This window comes from Jeongeupia wiesaeckerbachi, assembly GCF_050916355.1.
Taxonomy (GTDB): Bacteria; Pseudomonadota; Gammaproteobacteria; order Burkholderiales; family Chitinibacteraceae; genus Jeongeupia; species Jeongeupia wiesaeckerbachi.
In genome coordinates this window covers 3,200,878-3,221,536 of the sequence record NZ_CP136946.1, presented here as the reverse complement: position 1 = coordinate 3,221,536, position 20,659 = coordinate 3,200,878, and the positions used below count along the sequence as shown (strand labels likewise).

The window sequence follows — 20,659 nt, the reverse complement described above, 5'->3', positions numbered from 1 at the left end:
TCTGGTTATTGTCGAGCGGCACCCAGGCGTAATTGAGCACGGAACGTTTCCATTGCGACTGCTTGTACGGTTCCAGCGGGCGGATATCGCTGCGGCCATCGTGGGTTTTTCGGCGCTCGCGAATCAGGAAAATCAATTGATCGGCAAATGATATCTGAATGGCCGATACCGACCAGCGGGTGCCAGTGAGTTCGTCCGATTCAATAATGTCGACCGTGCCTCCGCGGCAGACACCGTAGTAATGCAGGCCGCGATGATTGAGTGTGACTGACCTGCCCCCAGTTTCAGGGCCATGCGCGAGTTAGTAGGTCCGGTGGTTGATCACTACTTTTCTTGCTTCACCCGTGGCTGACCCGCACGCCAGCCAGCGGCGAACTCGGCCGGGGGCTGATTGCCAATACTGCTGTGCGGTCGGTACTCGTTGTAATCCCTTCGCCAGGCCGCAATCCGGATTCTGGCCTCCATGAGCGAACAGAACCAGTGCTCGTTCAGGCATTCGTCCCTGAATTTGCCGTTGAAGGATTCGATAAAGGCATTCTGCGTCGGTTTGCCCGGTTGGATCAGTTTCAATCTGATGCCGCGCTGATACGCCCATTGATCCAGTGCCTTGCCGGTGAATTCCGGCCCCTGATCCGTCCGGATTGCCGCGGGATAGCCACGAAACCGGGCCATCTCGTCGAGCGCCCGGACCACGCGACCGCCGTTGATACCATGGTCGACCAGGATGCCGATCGACTCCTTGGTGAAGTCGTCCACTACCGTCAGACACTTGATCCGCCGGCCCGTATCGAGGGCATCGAAGACGAAATCCATCGACCACACCTGATTCGGCGCAGCAGGCAGTACGAGTGGCTCGCGCTCGACCGCGACACCCTGTCGGCGACGACGGCGTCTCACCATCAAGCCGGCGTTGCGATAGAGCCGGTAAACCCGCTTGTGATTGGCTTGGACGCCTTCCCGCCGCAGCAGGATGTGCAGACGGCGGTAACCGAAGCGCCGTCGTTCCTGCGCCAGCGCGATCAGTCGAGTCTGCAGTTCGGCATCCTGTTCGTCGTGCTGAGGCTGGTAGTGCAATACCGAGCGGGACAGCCCGATCAGCCGGCAAGCCCGGCGCTCGGAGATGCCCGTGTTGGCTTGCATCTCCTGCACCGCAGCCCGCCGTGCCGCCGGGCTCAGCCTTTTCCCCGGGCAACGACCTTGAGGGCTTCGATGTCCAGATGGGCTTCAGCCGGCTGTTCTCCAGTTCCAGATCCTTCAGCCGGCGGATCTCGGGCGTGCTCATGCCGCCGAATTTGCTGCGCCAGGTGTAGAACGACGCGTCACTGAAGCCGTGCCGCCGGCACAGCTCCTTTACAGGGAGGCCAGCTTCGGCCTGCTTGAGGAAATCGAGAATCTGTTCGTCGGTAAAGCGCTTCTTCACTGCCGTCTCCTGTTCGGAAAACGGACTTTACTAAGTTCGGCGTGGCTCTGAAATCGGGGGGCAGGTCAAAAGGAGCCGCCGGCAATGAGCACGGGCGCATCAATGACATGTACGTGAGGTTCGGAGGTGGTTTGGCACGTCAGACCAAGGTGCAGCGTCGCGACGAGCAAGACCGGGTCATTGATACTGCATATCGCGTGAAACCGGCGGGCTCCACCATCATTGCCGCCGCGCTGACTCGAAAGATTCGCGATCAATTAAAGCGCTTCACGCCGCTGCCCAGTACGTGGAAATCCGACGAAGAGAAAGCGACCGACTAGCAGCTTCGTTTTTCCCTTATCTGCAAGGAGTGCTGGGGGGTAGTTCAGCTTCCACCTTGGGCTAAAGCGCAAACGCCTTATAACTTCATATATTGCTTCTTGGCTGGGCTTGCTCTCAGGGCCCGGAGTAGCGTTCTCGCGCCGCACAATGCCCGCTACGCGGTCATCCGGTGCTGCCGCGTGAGGTGCACATTCTGATGGGCGAACTCATCGCGCCACTGCGCGCCGCGACAAGCTCGGAGTGAGCTGGCCGACCTGAACGCAACGATCGCCCAACAAGCCACCGAATTGGCCGCGTTACGCACTGGCATTGCTGCGCTCGATGTCGCCGCGTCAGCGGCCGCAGCCCGGCAGGCGCGGGCAGAGCGTGAGGCCGCAACGCTGCGCGCGCAGGCTAAGCGCAAAGCGTCGTGGGTCGCCGGAATCAATGCCAGCAGCTGCGACGAGGTGCTGCGCGAGACGTGGGGAAGGCTATGAGGGTGCTGCTGATCGTGCTGCTGCTGGCCGGTTGCGCGACGACGGCGGAACCAGTACGCGTGCCGGTCGCCGTGTCATGCCTCGGCCCTGATCCGGATCTGCCGGTGTATCACTACGGCATCGGCGATTATCCGGGCGCGACCGAGGCGGCACGGCTGCTGGCTGCCGATCTGGTTAAGGCGCAGAGATACATCATCGGTTTGCGAGGGCAAATTGTTGGCTGTAATTAAATGGCATTTAAATGTACTGCTGATGGAACTAGTTATTCTTGGTGTGTTGTTTTGGTGCAAGCAAACCGTAATGTTAATTGCATGTGTAATTGTTCTTGTGTAGCGTAAATACTCCCATTTAAATGAAGATCGGATAAATAAATGAAGGCATTGAACGCTTTGGTTGTGGCTGTGTGCACGGCTGCATCTGTTGTCTGTAACGCAGGTCAATCCGCGGGCTATGTTGATCGTTTGATGGCGCGAGAGGACGGCTTGAAGTATTTTGTTGTTGTTGACGGTGTCAGATCAAATAAGCGCAAGTTGCGCGACCAATGACCATTGGATGATTAAAAATAGCGATCCTAATATTGCTAAGATGCAATATGCTACCGTACTCGCGGCTGTGACAACTGGAAAACGAATTGCAGTAACAGGGGCGGGAACATGCTCAACATGGGTTGACGGTGAGGATGTTTCTGAAGTTCAAATTCTTCCTTGATCTGTTTGCGGCAATTATATTAATTTCAATTATGGCAAAGGTTTGAGATGAAGGGTTTATATAGGCTAACGCCAATTGCATGTTGTTTGCTTGCATTTCTTGCGGCAAACAGACCTGTTTTTGCGGCAGATTGTTCGACCCCAGTTGTGATTCAAGGGCAAGGCAGTACACTAACCCCTCCAATTAATCAAGCTAATCCGGATCCACTTGGATTTACCATTTCTGTGCTTCCAAGTCCGATTTATGCGACGTTTTCGCCTAGTCAGTTGAGTGTGCCGCCGGGGTGTCAGGTTGCACGTGTTACATATGACTATACGATGAATGCAGATTGGAAGGTGGGTGCCGGTGACGGTAGTGCAGACGGAATGGGTCTGAATAATACTGGCATGAACTTTGAAGGGACGGGGTTTCCGCAGGTGCGCGCGTCGGTTCGCGAGAACATTCAAGGTAAAAATGTTACCTACCCGAGAATCACGAATGCTACTTCTTCCACGCAGCTTCTAGAAAAGCCAATATCGGCGACGGTAAGTGCTTGGGTCTATCCCAAAGGCTATGTCTATGCGTCGATCAGCATCGTAAATCCCACTGCGACTGTGACGTTTACGCCGACTCCGACTCCGACTCCGACTCCGACTCCGACTCCGACTCCGACTCCGACTCCGACTCCGACTCCGACTCCGACACCAACTCCGACACCAACTCCGACACCAACTCCGTTGCCATTGACTATATATCCATCGGCTGCGATTGATTTTATATTAAATGATTGATTATAAGGAAATTAACATGAAGGCTCGTAACTTTGTGGTTAAGGTATGTGGTGTTGCCGTATCGTGCCTTTTTATGGCGCAGGCCAGTTTTGCGAATTTTGGTTGCAGCGGAAAAGTGAGCATGCTTGCGGTGGATAGTGCGGCTGCCGTATTTGTTGCCATCAATGGGGGGCCAATTCACTCGATTTGTAATCTCGATGCGCGTGCTGGCTACTCCTTTGTACCTAGCGGGTGTAAGGCTGCGTATGCCACTTTGCTCGCTGCCAAAACTGCCGATAAGACAGTCTCAATTAGTTACGGTGGCGATGCGTATACCTGCTCATCCATTCCTGCATGGGCGGTGATGACGAGCGCGTATTTTGTTGATGGTCCGTACTAAATTGGCTCGTTGAGCCCTGGCCAGTTGTTCCGCACGTTCCCGACAACAGGATCAACTGGCCGCCATTCGAACTCGTTTGCGGGGCGGGCGAGGTTGTGCATTGTAGAGCGGGGCGCGATCGCGCGACGTGATGTAGTAGGGCTGCTTGTGCTTGGCGTCGAGCATCACCCATTCATGCCAGCCGTCGACGGGGACAATCACCCGGCGCCGGTGTTGCCAAAGGCTGCGATAGTACGGGTTGTTGGCGACAGTCTCGCGCCGGGCGTTGATCACGATCGGTAGCGCCTTGCCGCGGCTATCCGTTTTGCCTTCGGCCCACGCTGGGCGATATCCCCACATGACGTTGTCGATCGAGCGCAGCTTGCCTTCGAAGCTGTTGGCGACGTACAGCGGCATACTCGGAGCGGTGTTGTAGTGCGACGGCATGTCGCCGAGGTGGTAGGGCGTTGATCCCTGCGGATCGAAATCGCTCTCGTCGATCCAGCCCAGCCCATAGGCGTACTGGTAGCGCCTTGATGCCCTGACCAAGCGTCCGCACATGCTCTTCTCCCGACTGTAGCGGAGTCAGAATAGCAAGATGCCAAGTGATTTTGAGGGGAATTTGAAGAGCAAGAAAGGCAGGGCAGTTAGGCCTGAATGACCCAACTGCCTATCTGTGACCCAGATGCATTGCGCTGACTGGGCTGGAAGCCTTGCAAAATCAGGTGGCGGAGAGACGGGGACTTTAGCAAGTCAACCAATCTCATGCGGCTCAACACTATGATTTATTAAGCCTTTTCTGGGTTCGCTGCTGATCGACAGGAAGAGTATCTGTAGCAACTCTCTCTACCTTCTTTTGAGCATACCAAGCAGTAAATGTGGCCGACAAGGAGAATTCGAGAGATGGCATGGTATGCCGTCCGCATTCAGAGCTACCCCCGGGGCATGCGCGTATCCTCGTAACTTTATTTGTCATACTCTTTTGGGAGAGGGCAGTCATAGTTGATGTCGATCATGTCCAAGTTCAATACTTGGAAATTGGCGTATTTATTTCCTGATTTAGCTTGCTTTTCCTGCGGCACTCCGTACACAAAAACAAATGCGGTTTGCTTCTGTGTTTTTCTTATTTTCTCAAGGCGAGTTGATACAAGTTTCTTTATTTTGTAATTTTCTATTAAATCGTCTGCAACCATGATGGTTGTTATGTATTCTTCATCGCTCTTTCTGAATTTTTTCTTAAATTTTATTTGATAGCCTTTATCCGATGGCAATCTGTTTATGTAGGCCCATCCATAGTATATGACTGGGTGTTCTGGGAGTTTGCTTAAATCTTGCTCCCCAATGCATTTGAATATGCTTCCATAATAAATGTCCTTTCCTTGGATGTTTAATCTTCTGTGTTTGAGTGAGTCATCTTTCCTGTAACGAATATATCTTCCAACCACTGATCGAACGGAATATATTGTTCCTACACTTCCTAATTCTCTAAGTCGAGTATTGGTCTTGCTTTTGGCAGGGCTTATTTTCTTTGAGATTATTTCTTCTGAATTGGGGGTGGATCGTAGCTCATCGTAATATGAGTCTGGTCGCTCTAATGAAAATATCTCTACTACGGACTCATCAATCGTTCGTTTTTCTTCTGTGGCGGTTGCCCCGCCTTCATACTCAACATGAAGGGGCTTGTTGTTGGCTATTTCACAGTTTTCTGAATGATTTCCATATATTCGATAGTGGGGGACTACCTTCATATCCTGAAGGTCTTCATCAAGATTTGCACAAGTTACTTGTGCGTCACAGTCAGTTCCCGGGCATAAAAATTTCTTTTTATCTTTAATTATGCCGGACCAATAGTAATCATAGGCTCGATCTGGGTCCAGATAATCATCAATCTCAATTGAGTATGCAATATCCAATGCCATTTCCTATTCCTCGTGTAGCTTGGTCACTCTTGAAACTAGATGGTCGATGTATTTGGTTGCAAGCAAGCGAGATGGGGGCAGTGTGCTACGGTTAGCCTTCACTGGCTCTTCTCATTACGGAAACTAAAAGTGCATACTGAGTTTATATCACCTCTGAGAGTAATTCACCTTGCTTGACAGACAGTGGGTCAGTGAATTTTCTTAATTCTTCCTGCTGTGAAACCAAAAATGGTGCATCTTGCACTTTGCTGTAAAGGTTAAGTAGGCGTTTTTCGGCTCGAATTAAAATTGTGTCGTAGAGTATTGGGATGATCTTCACGCTGCCACCTTCCGTACGGGGTTCTTCCTCGCCCGTTTCAATTACGTCCCCGAGTACGAAACCATCCACTCTGGTATGAGCACGAATGTAGCCTTTGGATTTCAATTCCTTCACATATTTCCAAACTTGCTCTTTTTCCTTGGACCCCAGTGGCAATCTGGTGGTTTTGAGGTCAACGATCACCACGTGCTCACTGCCGTTCTCGTTGTAATCCTCGTCATAGGAGGAGCGAGCATAGAAGCCGACGCTCGAATCTGGCATCGCCACAAAATCAGGCCGATTCCGCGTGCCTCTGCCCTTGGTGTCACCAAATAACTCGCGAATGACTGTAGTCATACCCTTGTTGGATGTGAATTCGATGGACTCAAACTGAGCGCCGAACATCCACAAGCCTTTCTCAAACAGTGGCTGTAGCTCGTGCACCTCATCAATGCCGGCTACCTTGATTTTCTCTCGCAGCTCGTTGATAAGCTTCAGGCGTGTCTGAATTTCGTCTAGCACAATCTTTGCCATGCCAATGGTCCATTGGCTTAGCATCTCGTGGAGGGCATCAAGATCATGCGGATCTTGGTTGTGCAGTATTTCCAACAAGCCGTAGCGAGACTTGGTCTTCTCAAGTTTTGCGAGAATACTGGATAGCTGAACAATCTCTTGCTCCCCGAAATTTGGGCAAGTATCCACTACCTCATTAACGAAACTTTCGACACGGTCCTTGCTCAGCGGAGCAAGACTATTGACTGTATTCCCAATTCTCTCAATGACTGCGCTGCGCTTCGCGTCACGATCGGCTTGGCTACTATCAAAGATGATCTCGCGAATCTTGTCTTGCACCATCTCACGAGTCTTTTGCCAAGCAGTGCTCTCTTCGCGAAAACCGCTCCAATCTTCTAGAACTGCGTAGTCTTGATTCAAAAAATCGGCTTGAACAATGAAGGTGAACCGCTTGGCTTCAGAAGTGCGGCCATCAAGGACTCGTTCATAGTCGCTGCGACTCCATTTACACTCGCCGACTGCACGGTTCTGCACCCACCATGCAATGCCATGCTGTTTAGTGGTTTTATCGGCTTTCTTAGTGTCGATGTGAAATATCTTGACGGTGCCATACCTCGGTACCTCAATATCATCCATAGAGAGAAGGTCGGGAATGTCGTTGAAGGTGATTTGGCTTCCGTTAACAGATACTTTGAAGGCCGGGTTCGCAAGAAAACGGCTTCCGATCATTTCGCGCGCTTGGTCTTCGCTGAAGCCGATTCTTGGGATAGTCCCGTTACCAACTATCTCGGTGCCATGTTCCTTAATGCCCTCAGCAGTAAAGGAAACCTCTTCAAGGACAAGCGGGTTTGTCGGTGTACGTTTGACCCGGCATACAAACTCTTGCCCATTCTTGCGGGAGGTAATGAGGTATTCATCGGCAAAGCAAAAACTGGCGAAGCGCCCCTTACCATTCTTGCCGAAGACGGCACGAGGTTGGCCTTCCGTGCCGAGAGGTGGGGTGGCGACGTTACCTTGTGCAGAAATTCGGTTGTACGCGATGGTGCGCCAGATGTACTGGAACTCTTCACGAGTCATGCCATGACCGTTGTCGGAGATTTTGAACTGCCTTTCTAGTTGCACATCCGGCCAAGTGATCTGGACTTCTGAGGCGTAGGCATCCCAGCAGTTGGCGACAAGCTCAACAATTGCCGTTGCGGGCTCAGTGATGATGGAGCCTGCCCAGCTTTCCAGGAAGCGTTCATCGTACAAAAGTGTCCCTTGTTCCATCGCGCCCTCGCTCGACAATGCTTACGTTGTTGTGATTGTTGTGGTAATCAGTGCGCAATAATCGCCGCTTTGGCGGTGGTGCGCAATACTTGCCCAATCGTGCAACACCACAGCGTCCAACAGTCGGATGGCTTGCCTCCGTTGGCTCATATCCTTGGCTCGTTGATTATGGCTCACATAGATTGTCCTTGGCCGATTTGAGCCGCCCTCCTACAATTGGGCTCATTGTGTATACTCAATGAGCTAACGACATGAGCACTCAACGCATCGCCCGCGTCTACCTTCGTGTATCCAGCGACACCCAAGACTTGGAGCGTCAGCGCCAGATTGTCGAAAACGCCAAGGTGGCCGGTTACTACATTGCGGGCACCTATGCCGAGAAGGCGTCCGGCACGACCACCGACCGCCCGGAGTTGCAACGTCTGCTGGCGGACCTCCAGCCGGGCGATGTTGTCATCGCCGAGAAGATTGACCGTCTGACGCGGTTGCCGCTACCCGAAGCGGAGCAACTGATGGCGACCATCCGAACCAAAGGGGCGCGTCTCTCCGTGCCCGGCATCGTGGATTTGTCGGAGGTCATCACGACGACTCAAGACAACACCGCCCGCGTACTCTTGGAAGCAACGCAGGACATGTTGCTGAAGATTGCGCTGCAAATGGCGCGGGATGACTACGAGACTCGCCGCGAGCGTCAGCGGCAGGGTATTGCGCAGGCGAAGGCGGCTGGCAAGCTGCTTGGTCGTCAGGCAGACGAAGTGATGCACGAACGTATCCTTGAGCTGCGCAAAAGCGAAAAAACCATCGCTGAAACAGCGCGACTCGCCGGCTGCAGTGTTGCGACGGTCAAACGCGTTTCCAAGCATCAGCGTGAAAGCGAAGCGGCATGACCATTGCGTTACCGTCTCAACTGAGTTTGGATGTCCTGCAGGCGTCTTTCCGTGTCGTGCCGCGACTTGATTGGATTGATCTTTACATCGGCAGCGATACCGCCTTCGCCTATATCAATGTCGTCACCTTGAAAGAGCTGCACCGCACGGGGTGTTACAGCTTCCCGGTGAACGAGCAAGGGGCGCGGCTTTCGGATACTGGTCATCGGCATCGAGTTCGGCTGCAGAATCCCACCGATACCATGATTTGCGGCCTTGTACGGGCAGGCTTTCGAGTGGAAAGACTGGTTGCGATGGAGGTCGCGCTTGATTTCGAGCCCCGGACGCCAGCAGACCATGTCCTGCTTGAGCCATTCGGAAAGGCACTGGATGCGGCCTTCTGGTTAAAGTACAAGAAGCCGGGGAGTCTCAGGGGTGCAAACCGGCGCGGTGCAGACGCTCAGTGGAGCAGTCGAATCACACGCTATGGGGGCGACTGGCGTTCCCTTGATGGGCATTTGATTCCTGACTCGGAAGTGTGCTTTCGGCTCTATCACAAGACAACCGACCAGCAACGGGCTCTGCCGCTGGAGCAGCAGGTTGTCCGGCTGGAGTTCACCTTGTCTGGCGACATGCTGCCGACCCAAGCCGTGGCAGAGGTGCAGGACATCAACTGGCAAGACCTGATTCTGAAGCAGCTTGGACTATGTTTTGTCAAAGGAGCCGCCGGCAATGAACGCGGACGTATCAATGACAGGTACGTGAAGTTCGGAGGTGGCTTGGCACGTCAGACCAAGGTGCAGCGTCGCGACGCGCAAGACCGGGTCATTGATACTGCATATCGCGTGAAACCGGTGGGCTCCACGATCATTGCCGCCGCGCTAACTCGAAAGATTCGCGATCAATTGAAGCGCTTCAGGCCGCTGCCCAGTACGTGGAAATCCGACGAAGTGAAAGCGACCGACTAGCAGCTTCGTTTTTCCCTTATCTGCAAGGATTGCTGGGGGTTAGTCCAGCTCCAACCTTGGGCGAAAGCGCAAACGCCTCATAACTTCATATATTGCTTCTTGGCTGGTTTTATTCTCAGGGGCAAGAGCTGCGCAGCTCGCGCTGCCCAATGCCCGCTACGCGGCCATCCGATGCTGCCGCGTGAGGCGCACATTCTGAAGGGCGAACTCATCGCGTCACTGCTTGCCGCGACAAGCTCGGAGTGAGCTGGATGAACAAAAGAAAGGAAAATAGGAACTATAAAAGACAATATTTGTCAAGGAAAGCCTTGCCAAGGCAAGGCGCGCAGCGCATGTCGGAGACTGAAATCTTGCGATTGGAAAATGCTATAAAAACGCTGGAAGTAGCGTAGATATTGGTGTTCAAGCAGGTTTCAGCCTCAAAGACACCTTGCGCTAATCTTGCCTATCCTCTGCAAAATCACGCCGACGCCTCATCCATCCTGATTGCTACGAAATCTCTATCAGTATGCTTCAATAGATAATTGAGGTATATCCAACGCGACCTCGCGACAGAATCGCCCTCTGGCGCATCCGGGTTGCCCATTGAGGGCCCGGGCAGCATCGACATCAAAAGGACGCGGCAGGCGCTCGCCTGAGCCCCTCCACGTCGATGCCGCATATCAGCGCCCGGTACGCGCCCGCAGTTCGTGAACGAGCGTCCCTGCTGCGGTCCAGATACCGCCAATCAGCAGCCCGATCAACGAAACCGCGATACCGATGTATCGCAGCTCAAAGTAGCTCCGGTATTCCAGCCCATCGCCGGTGCTGATCAGCCCGCGAGCGTTCCAGCTATACAGCATGAACAGGGCAATGACGCTGACAACCATGATCGTGATGCCGGAACTCCATAACAGGGAGCCGGATTGCGATTGGGTGCTGCTGGGGGTGGCTTGCTCGGTCATACGCAGATTCTCCAGATTTGTTGATTCCGGCCGAATCGCCGGGAGCTGAGTCTAGTGGAAAGGCATGCCATAGCAAGCCTGATGACAGATTAAGCTTGAGATTGTCGCCTTCCCCGCAAGCCGTTGGACTGAGCCAGTAGCACTCGTCACCAAGCCCGTCTGCCATCAGGGGGCGTGGAGCAGGGCGAAGTCCTAGAGAAAACGACCTTCATTGGCCCCATCCATGCCACGTCCTGCCAGCCTTTAGGAGTTCGCCCTTGGACAGCCAAGGGCCGGAGGCAACGCCAGTATCATCAGGCACGCATTTTTCCCCGCCGCCTTCGCTTGTTCTCCGGCGTGACCGTGTTATCTCGAATCACTGAAAGGGAAAGACCAAGTCGCAGTCCTATTTCTTTGGCGGGTAGACCAACGTCACGAAGCCGTTGTGCTTCCATAATCTGCTCTGCGCTAATTGACGACACCCTGCCCGGCTTGCGTCGTGGTTTATCAGTCGCAGTGAAATCTGGTGCTTTGCTGTAGTCGTGCGTCTGCTCTACCAGCTCCAGACCCTCATAGCGAAGCTTGGCAAGTTCTTCCTCTAGCACTGGCAAGCTGACACCATCCCCATAACCATCGTGGTCGTCCTCTTCGGCATGCCCGACAATCTGGACTAGGCGTCCCTTCTGAATGTCGGATTCACGGGCAAACCGAATGAGCGTATGACGGAACGCATGAAAGCCGAGAAGGCATTTCCCCGGTGTTTCATCACGCAATCCAAGGTTGCGAATATGGTCGCAAAACCAGTCTCCAGCAGCTTCGCCAGCCCGGCCATTCTTGGCAGCCCAGCGAGGGAAAAGCTGCTTGATGTTATGCCGCTGCAGCCATTTAACATACTGCAAAAAAACCAGCCGGATCAGCTCTCGGTGGATTGGCACCTTACGCTGCGAAGGGGTGTTTTTCACCGACTTTTTGATATCTTCCGCTGCTTCGCTGTCTTCGGTTACGTGGAAAATCCAAACGCCATCCTCCTCGTGAATATCGACAAGCGGGTTAAGTTGGCAGACCTCGTTAATGCGAGCCCCGGTGAACAGCCCAACCAACTGAAGCCAGTAGTTCGGTGCAAAGCGGACGTCCTGAGCAAAGCGCTGGGCCTCTTGCCCTTCGAACAACTGCTTCAACTCCGCCAGTTTCATCGGGCGCTGCTTTTTCGCGCCAGCTTCGCGTGAACCGGTGTATTTGATGCCAAAGTCAAACGTGTGCTGACACCACTCGGATTTGTCACATTTGATTGTGTCAAAGAAGTGTTTGATGTTGGTCTTGTATTTGCGGCTGTACGTTGCTGGCGATATCCGTTCTTCACCGGGTTGGCCGAACAATTCGCTCAGTGGCTGGCCTTTCTCGACGAGATAACTCCAACCGGTCGGCAGCGTCTGAACTTTGCGTAACAGATCGGCGATGTCTCGCTGTCTGATTGACCCCATCGGACGTCCGCCTAACATCGGCACCAAGAATTTTCCCAAAGTGAGTGGGTACGAGCTTTTCTTGTCTTCGGGCAGTTGAGATATGAACCATTCAACGGCATCAGCGACCGTCACGCTCATATCAACACCGGGCTCCGGAGTAGGCGTGTCGCTGAGTAACGCCAATGAAGAAGCAACGGGGGTGTGATGCGACGGTGCGACGACCGGTGCCATCGGGGAGGTGGATTGCAGCCGACCCTTCAGCACGTTGAGCGCAGCAATACATCGTGATACGTCCTGAGCAGCTTTTACTTCGACCGCTTCAAGCCGAAGCTCTGTTCGTCTTGCGTCGGCGAGAGTATTCAACTTGGCGGTTTCCGCTTCTTCGACAAGTCTCTGTAGCCTGACTACTTGTTTCCGGGCAGCAAGTGACAGCGGCTTCCCCACCGGAGCTACCTCATCCGGTGCGAGCGCTTTCAAGAGGCTGGCAGCCATCGCGATGCCCTCCAAACCGCCCGGAATGAGCGAAACGAGATTGCGCAGCTCTGCCGCTTCTGCGGGCTGATCTTGTTCGAGCTGGTCGGCGTGGTCGAGCAACTGCTGCCGTATCGGGCTGGTCTGAAATAGGTTCATGCGAAGCTCCAAAAACAATGTCTTTACCGCTCCGGCCAACTGTAATGCCTCGGCTGAGGCCGTTCGCCAGTCCTGAGTCCGAAGGGACTGGACCAGCTCGCGGACGCCCAGCCGGGGGCGAAGGTCGGCAGGTACGGCTAACCGGAAATAAAGGGTATGACCCCGGCGGACAAGGTAAGGAGCACGGGCAGGCACGGCAACACCATGTAGCAGCCGTTTGTAGCGACTGTTTGTAGCAGGTGCAGAAAACCGTGAAAAAGGCGTTTCTCTCAAGCAGCTCAGGACGAGCAAGTCTTTGATCGGAAACGAAAAAGCCGCGACATGCGCGGCTTCATCTTTGTGCTGGCGGAGAGACGGGGATTCGAACCCCGGATAGGCTATTAACCTATACACGCTTTCCAGGCGTGCGACTTAAACCACTCATCCATCTCTCCGCGATGGGAGGCCGAATAGTACCCAAGCGCCGCGCGGCTGGCAAGGCGCGCGCGGTATTTTCTTACGCTGCCGAGCCGGCGGTTCGCGTCGCGGTCAGGCTCAGTAGCCAGTAGCCTGCGCCACCGATCAACAGTGCTGGCACCGATGCCATCATGCCGGGGAGCAGGTGTACGGTCAGATGGTAGGTGGCGATGCCGAGCGACCAGGCGAGCAGCGCACGGACATGCCAGCCGCCGTTGTACCAGTAAGGGCCGTCGCGCTGGGCGATGGCGGCGATGGCGATCTGGCGGCGACGGATCACAAAGTGATCGACCAGGACGACGCCGAACAGCGGTGCGAAGAGCGAGCCGATCAGCAGCAGGAAGCTCTCGAAGCGGGCAAACGGTACGAAGAGGGCGATGGCGGTGCACAGTACGCCAAAGGCCAGTGCCGCGTGCTCGACCTTGGCCGGTACCAGCGTGCATGCTGACACGGCGGCCGAGTGGATGTCGGCAAAGGCTTTCTCGCTCTCGTCGAGCAGGATCAGCAGCAACGCGAGGCCGCCGCCGGAGGCGGCGAGTGCGAACAGCAGGGCATTGTCGCCGCCTTGCTGGGCGAAGGCGAGCGTATACGCGGCGCCCAGACTGCAGAACCACAGGTTGCCGACCAGGTAGCCGGCCAGCGTGCCGCGGAATGAGGCACTGGCACTGCGTGAAAAGCGGGTGTAGTCGGCGATCAGCGGCAGCCACGACAGCGGCATGGCGATGACGAGGTCGATGCCGGTGCCAAGGCCCAGTGCGCCGGTGCCCGGGCGGCTGAACAGCTCGGCGACGTCATAGGCGGCGAACAGGTGCCAGGTCAGCCACGCCGCAGCGGCCAGCAGCATCCAGATGCCCCAGCGGCGCAGGACGCGACGGACGAAGCCGAGCGGGCCGAATACGGCGATCAGCGTCGACAGGCCGCCAAACAGCAGTGTCCACAATACCGGGTTTTGCCACAGCGCCGATTCGGCACCGGCACGCTGGATCAAAGCGCCGGCAGCGTCGCGCATCACGACGATCTCGAATGCGCCCCAGCCGATCAGCTGGATCAGGTTGCAGATCGCCGGCAGGCTGGCGCCGCGCAGGCCAAGTGTTGGCCGCAATGCCGACATCGTCGCCAGGCCAGTGTCGGCGCCGATGACGGCGACCGACGCAAGGCAGGCGACGCCGACCACGCTACCGATGACGATCGCGGTCAGCGCCGCGCCGAAACCCAGTCCCGGCACCAGCAGGGCGCCGGTTTGCAGCACCATCAGGCCGATGGCCAGCGAGAACCACAGCGACATCACGTCGCGGGCGGAAAAGACGCGCCGCTCCAGCGGGACGGGGACGCGCGGGTCATAGGTGCCGGTGGGCTTCATGCTTTGTTCTCCTCGGAAGGCTGGCATTGTCGCCGCCGTCGCGGACTCAGGCAACGAAAAACCCCGCGGTAGCCGGGGCTGGATCAAGGTCATCGAGGGCGCGGGCCGCTGAGTGCATTGGCGCCGCCGGTGGCGACGAAGGTTTTCATCGCAATCCCGGTTTGCAGGGCCTGCTTTTCAGGGGCGCAGCAATGGCGACCAGGTAGCTGACAGCGTGATGCGCGTTGCCGCAGCAAACATTGACGTTAAATCTGATCTGGATCGAGGTTGTTCGTTATTTTGGATGGCAGGCTTGCCTTCTTTTTTGTTACCGGTAACATCGAATGGGCAGGCCTAAAGTCGTGCTTGCTACGGTAAACGGGCGTGCGATGTCGGCATGTGTGTACTTGTACAAATTTCGCGAGCGGCGGACAGGCCGCTCCAACAGCAGCGAGGAGGGCGATCGATGTCCGGGAAAAGTTATGTGGTGATGGGGGTGTCGAGCAGTGGCAAGTCGAGCCTGGGTGCTGAGCTGGCGAAGGTGCTGGGGGCCAAGTTCATTGATGGTGACGACCTGCACCCGCGTGCCAATATCGTCAAGATGGCCGGCGGTACGCCGCTGAACGACGATGATCGCGCGCCGTGGTTGGAGCGCATCAACGATGCGGTGTTCAGCGTGGCCAGCAAGCATGAAACCGCCGTGATCGTCTGCTCGGCGCTGAAGCGGGCGTACCGTGACCGCATCCGTCTGGACAACGACAAGCTGACGTTTCTCTTTATGGAAGGCAGCTATGCGCTGATTCTTGCGCGCATGCAGGCGCGCCACGGACACTTCCAGAAAGCCGACATGCTGCAGAGCCAATTTGATGCGCTCGAAGTGCCGGGGGCAGACGAGCCGGATGTGCTGTCGGTATCGATCGAGGGCGGGCAGGATGCGGTGCTGGCCCGTGCGCTCGCGGCGGTGCGGTCGGCGGGCTGAATGGTTTGGCCCGATCTGAAACTGCGGGCTTAGTCCGGCCGGGCGACGCTACCGCCGAGCGTGAGCGTGTAACCCAGGTCGACGATCCGTTCTGAATAGGTCTGGCCCGCGAGCCGGCCGATCAGCCGTTCGGCGGCGATGCGGCCGATTGTCTCGCGCGGGGTGATGACGCTGGCCAGGGGCGGGGTCAGTGCCTGGCCGATGTCGAGTGCGTTGTAACCGGCGACGGCGACGTCATCTGGCACATGGCGGCCGCTGCGCTGGCAAGCCAGCATGGCGCCGGCGGCGATGTCGTCGTTGGTGCAGAACAGCCCATCCAGCGTTGGAAAATCCACAAGGGCCCGTTCGGCCAGCGTGGCGCCGAGTGTGAATGTCGATGCGGCCTCGGTTTCAACGAGCTGCGCCGGCAATCCAGCTTCGGCCAGTGCCTGTCGGTAGCCGGCAATCCGCTGTTGCGTGCGGTGGTCGAGTCGTGCTGCGAGGTAAACGATATGCCGTTTGCCGCTGGCAATCATGGCTTCGGTCATCGCTTTTGCCGCTGCGGTGTGGTTGAGTCCAACGGCAAGGTCGATCGGGTCCGCCGGCGTTTCCATGACCTCGACGACCGGTATGCCGGCGGTGCGGATCATGCGCAGCGTGCGTTCGGTGTGCTGCGTCTCGGACAGGATCAGCCCGTCGACGTGGAACGACAGCAGCGTGGCGATGCGCGCTTCCTCGAGGTTGATGTCGTAGCCGAAATGGGTGTACAGCGTCTGGTAGCCGGCCGGCTCGGTCACCGATTCGATGCCGCGTATCAACGCCGAGAAGACTTGGTTGGAAATCGATGGCAGCAGGACGCCGATGGCGTGGCTGCGTGCGTTGGAGAGAATCTCCGGTGCCCGGCTCGGGATGTAGCCCAGCGCCTCGACCGCCTGCTGGATCGTGTCGCGTAGCGCCGCCGAGACTTGGCTCGGGTCGCGCAGATAGCGGCTGACGGTCATCTTGGTGACGCCGGTGAGGTTGGCAACATCCTGCAGCGTAGGGCGTTTGGCGTGGCTCATTGGTCGGCGGCGCCAAGAAAATCGGGCGATTGTTACACGTAACATTGTCCGCTTGTTAGACCGGGCGCAAGGTCGCATGATCTTGCCCATCCGATTGTTCGCTAGGGAGTACGCATGTCGGCGTCGACGGTTTCACGAGTTCGACTCGTTTTTGCGCTCGCCGCCTTGGTGTTGGCCGCGTGCACGACCACGCCCCCCCGCAAGCCGCAGCCGGTCGATCGCAGTCTGGCGCATATCGAGGCGCAGGGCGATGGCCGCGAGATCGTCATGTATTCGCTGGGCTTGCTCGACGTGGGCTATCAGTTCGGTGGCAACAATCCGGAGGCCGGACTCGATTGCAGCGGCATGGTGCGTTTCGTCTACAAGAAAGCATTGGGTATCGACTTGCCACGTACCGCTGCCGACATCGCGTCGCGGACGCGCCCGATTGCCGAATCCCGATTGCAGGCCGGCGATCTGGTGTTTTTCAATACGCTCGGCAAGCCGTACTCGCACGTCGGGATCTATCTTGGCGACGGTAAATTCGTGCATGCACCATCGAGCCGCGGCAAGATCCGGGTCGAGTCGATGAGCCTGCCGTATTTTTCGAGTCGCTTCGAAGGCGCGCGAACGGTGTTCGCGCAGGGGAAGTAAGGCTAGGCCTTGTCGGCGATATGGCGGTTGACGCCGCCTTGCAACTGGCCCTGCTGCGAGTAACCCAGCGCGTCGCTTTGGCCGGCGGCAAGGGTGTAGACCAGTGTGTCGAGCGCCTGACGGCGGGATTCGATCAGTTTGCCGTTGCATTGATTGAGCAATGCGGCCTGGCGCACCTGCTCCAGCAATTGCTGCCAGGACGGCAGCAGGCCGGGCCGGTTGGCCGATAGCCATTCGGCAATGGCCGGGCCGTTCTCGAGTCCCAGCGATGCAAAAGCGCTGTTGAGCGCGTTGCCTGCGGTGTCTGCGGCCAGTGCTGCCTTTTGCTTTTCGGCAAGCAGACCGGTCAGGACGTCGGGCTGATCATGGGTCAGGCAGCGCTGCTCGTCCTGCAGCAGCTGGACGAGTAGTTTGTAGGCGTCGGTGGCCGCGCCAAGTTGCGCGGACCAGTCTGGGGAGCTATTCATGCTTGGATTGACCGTGTTAACGGCCCAGCAGTTCCTTGACGCTGTCGATCAACTTGTCGGCAATGGCATCGGCGCGAACGCTGAAGCGGCCTTCGGCGATGGCCTGGCGTAGCGCGGCGACGCGTTCGCCGTCGAATGGCGCGCCGGCCGAGTCGGCTTGACCGAGTTCGGCTGCGGCCGGGTTGATGCTGACGCTGAGATCATCGGCCGGAGCGGCAGTGCCGGTCTGACTGGTGCGCTCGGCATTGCGCGTTGGTTGCGCAAGGGGCGCCCGGGTAGACGGGTCGATTTTCATGTGAAGTCCTCGTGGCCCCGGCGTGTTCCCGCGGCAGGTTTCGGTGCTGATTATGCGCTGTATCGGCCGGCCCACGAAAAACTTTAGCGAAATACGCACGCGGTCATCGCCGCCGAATGGCCTTGCCGAAGCAGGGAAACAGTCGGGTGTCGGTGCCGGGGCGCTATGATGGGGTTCGACGGTACCGGCATATGGTGCCGACTGCCGCTTCTTGGCGGCCAAGGCTTGCTGTATAGTTGCGCAATTTTGACCCGGCCCAGGGTTGGCGCCGCGTGCGCGCCGCGGGGAGAACCGAGCAAACATGAAAACCACATTCCTCGATTTCGAGCAGCCGATTGCTGAGCTCGAAAACAAGATCGAAGAGCTGCGCTACGTTCAGGATGACTCCGCTGTCGACATTTCCGTCGAAATCGGTCACCTGGAAAAGAAGAGCCAAGAGCTGACCAAAACGATCTATGCCAAGCTCACGCCATGGCAGATTTCCCAGGTTGCGCGTCATCCGCAGCGTCCCTACACGCTGGATTATCTCGGCGCGATCTTTACGGATTTCGAAGAGCTGCATGGCGATCGTGCCTTCGCCGACGATCACGCCATTGTCGGCGGTCTGGCGCGCTTCAATGGCCAGTCGGTCATGGTGATCGGCCATCAGAAGGGCCGTGATACCAAGGAAAAGATTTTCCGCAACTTCGGCATGCCGCGTCCGGAAGGCTATCGCAAGGCCCTGCGCCTGATGAAGCTGGCCGAGAAATTCGGCCTGCCGGTGATTACCTTCGTCGATACCCCGGGTGCTTATCCGGGCATTGGCGCCGAGGAGCGCGGTCAATCCGAAGCGATCGGCCGCAATCTGTTCGAAATGGCCAAGCTGCGCGTGCCGATTATCACCACGGTGATCGGCGAGGGCGGCTCGGGCGGCGCACTGGCGATTGCCGTCGGTGACCTCGTGCAGATGCTGCAGTATTCGACCTACTCGGTCATTTCTCCCGAGGGTTGCGCGTCGATCCTGTGGAAGACCGCCGAGAAGGCACCGGATGCCGCCGAGGCGCTGGGCATTACATCCGGACGCCTGAAAACGCTGGGCTTGATCGACAAGATCATCACCGAGCCGATCGGTGGTGCACATCGCAATCACGCGCAGATGATGCAGGCGATGAAAAAGGCGATTGCCGATGCACTCAAGGGTGTTGCCGACAAGCCGATTGACGCTTTGCTCGACACCCGCTTCGAGCGCCTGATGGGCTATGGCCAGTTCAAGGAAATCCCAATCCAGTGATCTGGCCGGGCGGGTGGGTGAATGCCTGGCCCACCACGCTGTACTGCCAACGACGCGACTGAGTCTGGGACTCTCTGCCGGGCTCGATTCGGTCGTGTTGTTGCATCTTCTCGCCGGGCTGCGTGTCAAGTCCGGTTTCTCGCTCTCGGCCATCCACGTTCACCACGGTTTATCGCCCCATGCCGATGCGTGGGCCGATACGGCCTGTGCGTTGGCGCATGCACTGGATGTGCCGTGCCAGGTGGCCGGCGTCAGCGTGGAGCATGCCGCCGGGCTTGGTATCGAGGCTGCTGCCAGGGCTGCGCGTTATGCCGCGTTCGAAACCATTTCTGCCGACGTGCTTTGCCTCGCGCACCATCGGGACGATCAGGCCGAGACGGTGCTGATGCAGATGTTGCGCGGCAATGGTTTGGCAGGCATGGCGGCGATGCCGGTGTGCCGAGACCTGACCCCGTCGTTGCGATTGCTTCGCCCCTTGCTCGATGTGCCGCGCAGCGTGCTGCGCGACTACGCCGAGGCCAATGCGCTGAGCTGGGTCGACGACGAGAGTAACGACGACCCGCGCTTTACCCGCAACTTCCTGCGTCATCAGATTTTGCCCTCACTCACGCAGCGCGACCCCGGTGTTGCTGCGTCACTTGCCCGTGTGGCTACGCAGGCGGCCGAGGCCGATGCACTGCTGGCCGAGTTGGCCGAACTGGATTTGCTCGACTGCGTCGTTGACGGCGCCTTTGATCTGGCGGTCGCTGCCTTGCTGAGTCCGCTCCGTCGCCGCAATGCGCTGCGGCGCTGGTTGCGCAACCTCGGCATCGTTGCCGATGCGCGCGCTTTCGACGCCTTCGTGCAGCAGCTGGGCGCGCCGACCGATGCGCAGCCCGAACTGCGCTGGCGTGATCGGCGGGTACGGCGCTACCGTCAGCGCGTCCATTTTGTACCCGGCGTGCCATTTACCAACGAGGTCGCGATCGAGCCGGGCGTCGGGATGAGCATCCCGCAAGGTCGATTGAGCTGGGTGCCAAGCGCCGAAGGTGTGGCGGCGGGAGGTGCCGGGCCGTGGAGGCTGCGCCCCCGGATTGGCGGCGAACGTTTGCGCTTGCGGATCGATGGGCCGACCCGTCTGCTCAAGTCACTGTATCAGGAGGCGGCCGTGCCGCCGTGGTTGCGTGATGCGACGCCGCTATTGTTCTGCGGCGACCATCTGGCCGCGGTGCCGGGTATCGGTGTGGCGGCAGCGTTTGCTGGCGGTGGCTGGCTGCCGGTGTGGCAGCCAGCGTAAAC

General features: G+C 57.3%; 20 protein-coding genes, 1 tRNA gene and 2 pseudogenes. 11 read left to right on the top strand and 12 right to left on the bottom strand.

Annotated elements, in window-relative coordinates; translation table 11 throughout:
• Positions 1-324: 324 nt before the first annotated feature.
• Positions 325-1,420 (bottom strand): annotated as a pseudogene (locus R0382_RS15635) (IS3 family transposase).
• 131 nt (positions 1,421-1,551) lie between these two features.
• On the opposite strand from R0382_RS15635, the gene R0382_RS15630 reads away from it, so the two are divergent.
• The 5 genes from R0382_RS15630 to R0382_RS15610 all read left to right on the top strand — a co-directional run bounded on the left by R0382_RS15630 (position 1,552) and on the right by R0382_RS15610 (position 4,074).
• Complete coding sequence (locus R0382_RS15630) at positions 1,552-1,740, top strand: hypothetical protein (protein ID WP_432720765.1); 189 nt, start codon at positions 1,552-1,554, stop codon at positions 1,738-1,740.
• 473 nt (positions 1,741-2,213) lie between these two features.
• Positions 2,214-2,447 (top strand): hypothetical protein, encoded by a 234-nt coding sequence (locus tag R0382_RS15625; protein WP_432720764.1) that lies wholly within the window; start codon positions 2,214-2,216, stop codon positions 2,445-2,447.
• 141 nt (positions 2,448-2,588) lie between these two features.
• Entirely contained in the window at positions 2,589-2,762 is a 174-nt protein-coding gene (locus R0382_RS15620; RefSeq protein WP_432720763.1) for a hypothetical protein, read from the top strand.
• Between the two features lie 756 nt (positions 2,763-3,518).
• The gene (locus tag R0382_RS15615; RefSeq protein ID WP_432720761.1) at positions 3,519-3,695 is read left to right on the top strand and encodes a hypothetical protein; all 177 of its coding nucleotides are present in this window, start codon (positions 3,519-3,521) and stop codon (positions 3,693-3,695) included.
• 16 nt (positions 3,696-3,711) lie between these two features.
• On the top strand, positions 3,712-4,074 hold the full coding sequence (locus tag R0382_RS15610; RefSeq protein ID WP_432720760.1) for a hypothetical protein: 363 nt from the start codon (positions 3,712-3,714) through the stop codon (positions 4,072-4,074).
• A 51-nt stretch (positions 4,075-4,125) separates the two neighbouring features.
• On the opposite strand, the gene R0382_RS15605 is transcribed toward R0382_RS15610, so the two are convergent.
• The 3 genes from R0382_RS15605 to R0382_RS15595 form a co-directional block, all read right to left on the bottom strand.
• Positions 4,126-4,614: an SOS response-associated peptidase family protein gene (locus tag R0382_RS15605; RefSeq protein ID WP_432720758.1), complete on the bottom strand. Its 489-nt coding sequence runs from the start codon at positions 4,612-4,614 to the stop codon at positions 4,126-4,128.
• A 404-nt stretch (positions 4,615-5,018) separates the two neighbouring features.
• Positions 5,019-5,972: a hypothetical protein gene (locus R0382_RS15600; RefSeq protein WP_432720757.1), complete on the bottom strand. Its 954-nt coding sequence runs from the start codon at positions 5,970-5,972 to the stop codon at positions 5,019-5,021.
• A gap of 142 nt (positions 5,973-6,114) precedes the next feature.
• A complete protein-coding gene (locus R0382_RS15595) occupies positions 6,115-8,052 on the bottom strand; it encodes an ATP-binding protein (RefSeq protein WP_432720755.1) in 1,938 nt (645 codons plus the stop codon).
• Positions 8,053-8,303: 251 nt separating this feature from the next.
• On the opposite strand from R0382_RS15595, the gene R0382_RS15590 reads away from it, so the two are divergent.
• Both R0382_RS15590 and R0382_RS15585 read left to right on the top strand, forming a co-directional pair.
• The gene (locus R0382_RS15590; RefSeq protein ID WP_432720754.1) at positions 8,304-8,939 is read left to right on the top strand and encodes a recombinase family protein; all 636 of its coding nucleotides are present in this window, start codon (positions 8,304-8,306) and stop codon (positions 8,937-8,939) included.
• Positions 8,936-9,886, top strand: a complete 951-nt coding sequence (locus R0382_RS15585; RefSeq protein ID WP_432720753.1) for a hypothetical protein — start codon at positions 8,936-8,938, stop codon at positions 9,884-9,886. Before R0382_RS15590 ends, R0382_RS15585 begins: the two co-directional genes overlap by 4 nt.
• Positions 9,887-10,548: 662 nt before the next feature.
• Here R0382_RS15585 and R0382_RS15580 read toward each other — a convergent pair.
• The 5 genes and pseudogenes from R0382_RS15580 to cytX form a co-directional block, all read right to left on the bottom strand.
• Positions 10,549-10,830, bottom strand: coding sequence for a hypothetical protein (locus tag R0382_RS15580; RefSeq protein WP_432720751.1), 282 nt, complete (start codon positions 10,828-10,830; stop codon positions 10,549-10,551).
• Positions 10,831-11,123: 293 nt separating this feature from the next.
• Entirely contained in the window at positions 11,124-12,902 is a 1,779-nt protein-coding gene (locus tag R0382_RS15575) for a site-specific integrase (protein ID WP_432724203.1), read from the bottom strand.
• A gap of 12 nt (positions 12,903-12,914) precedes the next feature.
• A pseudogene (locus R0382_RS15570) lies at positions 12,915-13,097 on the bottom strand (DUF6538 domain-containing protein); the annotation flags it as partial.
• Positions 13,098-13,245: 148 nt separating this feature from the next.
• Positions 13,246-13,336, bottom strand: a tRNA-Ser gene (locus R0382_RS15565).
• 62 nt (positions 13,337-13,398) lie between these two features.
• Positions 13,399-14,718, bottom strand: coding sequence for a putative hydroxymethylpyrimidine transporter CytX (gene cytX, locus R0382_RS15560; protein ID WP_432720750.1), 1,320 nt, complete (start codon positions 14,716-14,718; stop codon positions 13,399-13,401).
• 445 nt (positions 14,719-15,163) lie between these two features.
• Here cytX and R0382_RS15555 point away from each other — a divergent pair, with 445 nt between their 5' ends.
• The gene (locus tag R0382_RS15555; RefSeq protein WP_432720749.1) at positions 15,164-15,676 is read left to right on the top strand and encodes a gluconokinase; all 513 of its coding nucleotides are present in this window, start codon (positions 15,164-15,166) and stop codon (positions 15,674-15,676) included.
• Between the two features lie 29 nt (positions 15,677-15,705).
• Here the strand turns inward: R0382_RS15555 and R0382_RS15550 are convergent, their stop codons facing one another.
• Positions 15,706-16,716: a substrate-binding domain-containing protein gene (locus tag R0382_RS15550; RefSeq protein ID WP_432720747.1), complete on the bottom strand. Its 1,011-nt coding sequence runs from the start codon at positions 16,714-16,716 to the stop codon at positions 15,706-15,708.
• A 114-nt stretch (positions 16,717-16,830) separates the two neighbouring features.
• Between R0382_RS15550 and R0382_RS15545 the strand changes: the two genes are divergently transcribed.
• Entirely contained in the window at positions 16,831-17,349 is a 519-nt protein-coding gene (locus R0382_RS15545) for a C40 family peptidase (RefSeq protein ID WP_432720746.1), read from the top strand.
• Between the two features lie 2 nt (positions 17,350-17,351).
• Here the strand turns inward: R0382_RS15545 and R0382_RS15540 are convergent, their stop codons facing one another.
• The gene (locus R0382_RS15540; RefSeq protein WP_432720745.1) at positions 17,352-17,816 is read right to left on the bottom strand and encodes a flagella synthesis protein FlgN; all 465 of its coding nucleotides are present in this window, start codon (positions 17,814-17,816) and stop codon (positions 17,352-17,354) included.
• Positions 17,817-17,832: 16 nt separating this feature from the next.
• A complete protein-coding gene (gene flgM / locus R0382_RS15535) occupies positions 17,833-18,111 on the bottom strand; it encodes a flagellar biosynthesis anti-sigma factor FlgM (RefSeq protein ID WP_432720744.1) in 279 nt (92 codons plus the stop codon).
• A 301-nt stretch (positions 18,112-18,412) separates the two neighbouring features.
• Between flgM and R0382_RS15530 the strand changes: the two genes are divergently transcribed.
• Positions 18,413-19,381, top strand: coding sequence for an acetyl-CoA carboxylase carboxyltransferase subunit alpha (locus R0382_RS15530; RefSeq protein ID WP_432720743.1), 969 nt, complete (start codon positions 18,413-18,415; stop codon positions 19,379-19,381).
• Positions 19,350-20,657 carry a tRNA lysidine(34) synthetase TilS gene (gene tilS / locus R0382_RS15525; RefSeq protein ID WP_432720741.1) on the top strand — a complete coding sequence of 436 codons (1,308 nt, stop codon included), beginning with the start codon at positions 19,350-19,352 and terminating at the stop codon, positions 20,655-20,657. The genes R0382_RS15530 and tilS overlap by 32 nt, the downstream gene beginning before the upstream one ends.
• The last annotated feature ends 2 nt before the right edge of the window (positions 20,658-20,659 follow it).